Source organism: Actinoplanes sp. NPDC048791 (genome assembly GCF_040650095.1).
GTDB lineage: Bacteria > Actinomycetota > Actinomycetes > Mycobacteriales > Micromonosporaceae > Actinoplanes.
The window spans coordinates 1-1,574 of record NZ_JBEZGQ010001481.1 but is presented as its reverse complement, the minus strand read 5'-3'; the positions used below and the strand labels follow the sequence as shown (position 1 = coordinate 1,574).

The window sequence follows — 1,574 nt, the reverse complement described above, 5'->3', positions numbered from 1 at the left end:
GCCGGCGCCTCGGTGCGGGCCGCCGCGGCGACCGCCTTCACCTGGGTCGCCGCGCCCGGGACGCGCTTCTCCGGCACCGGCTCGGTGTGGATGATCAGGCCCCGGCCCTTGCAGTGGTCGCAGGTCTCGGTGAACGCCTCGAGCAGGCCCGCACCGATCCGCTTGCGGGTCATCTGGACCAGGCCCAGCGAGGTGATCTCGGTGACCTGGTGCTTGGTCCGGTCCCGGCCCAGGCACTCGGTCAGCCGGCGCAGCACCAGCTCGCGGTTGCTCTCCAGCACCATGTCGATGAAGTCGATCACCACGATGCCGCCGATGTCGCGCAGCCGCAGCTGACGCACGATCTCCTCGGCCGCCTCGAGGTTGTTACGGGTGACCGTCTCCTCGAGGTTGCCGCCGGCACCGGTGTACTTACCGGTGTTGACGTCGACCACCGTCATGGCCTCGGTGCGGTCGATGACCAGGTGACCACCCGAGGGCAGGAAGACCTTGCGGTCCAGGCCCTTGAGGATCTGCTCGTCGATGCGCTTGTCGGCGAAGATGTCGGCGGTGCCGGTGTAGCGGTGCAGCCGGTCCAGCAGCTCCGGGGAGACGGAGTCGAGGTAGCTCTCCACCTCGCCGTACGCCTGCTCACCCTGGATGACCACCTCGCGGAAGTCCTCGTTGAAAAGGTCCCGGACCACCCGGATGACCAGGTCGGGCTCCTCGGAGAGCGCCGCCGGCGCGTGCCCCTCGGCCGCCTTGGCCTGGATGTCGTCCCACTGCGCCTGCAGCCGCTTGACGTCGCGGGCCAGCTCGTCCTCGCTGGCGCCCTCGGCGGCGGTGCGCACGATGACCCCGGCGCCGTCCGGCACCAGCTTCTTCAGCACGTCGCGCAGGCGCTTGCGCTCGTTGTCGGGCAGCTTGCGGCTGATCCCGGAGGCGTTGCCGTTCGGCACGTAGACCAGGTGCCGGCCGGAGAGCGCGATGTGGCTGCTCAGCCGGGCGCCCTTGTGCCCGATCGGGTCCTTGGTGACCTGGACCAGCACCGAGTCACCGGAGCGCAGCGCCTGCTCGATCGAGCGGGCCCGGCCCTCCAGCCCGGTGGCGTCCCAGTTGACCTCACCGGCGTAGAGCACGGCGTTGCGGCCGCGGCCGACGTCGACGAACGCCGCCTCCATGCTCGGCAGCACGTTCTGCACCTTGCCGAGGTAGACGTTGCCGACCATGGTCCCGGACGTGGTGCGCGAGACGTAGTGCTCCACGAGCACGCCGTCCTCGAGCACCGCGATCTGGGTCCGGTCGGGCTTCTGCCGCACGACCATGACCCGGTCGACCGCCTCGCGGCGGGCCAGGAACTCGGACTCGCTCAGGATCGGCGGCCGGGTGCGGCGCTGCTCACGACCGTCCCGGCGACGCTGGCGCTTGGCCTCCAGCCGCGTCGAGCCGGAAACTCCCTGCACCTCGTCCGAGCGTTCGCGGGTGCGCGGCTCCCGGACCCGGACGACCGTGTGCACGCCGTCCTCGATGCCACCGGTCTCGCCGTCCCCGGCACCCTTGCGACGCCGGCGGCGCGGGCCGCGGGTGACCCCCGC

The 1,574-nt window shown here is 71.4% G+C and carries 1 protein-coding gene; it reads right to left on the bottom strand.

All coding sequences use genetic code 11. The features are described from left to right. On the bottom strand, positions 1–1,574 hold a 1,574-nt coding region (locus AB0C29_RS47650; protein ID WP_360834892.1), incomplete at both ends, for an Rne/Rng family ribonuclease.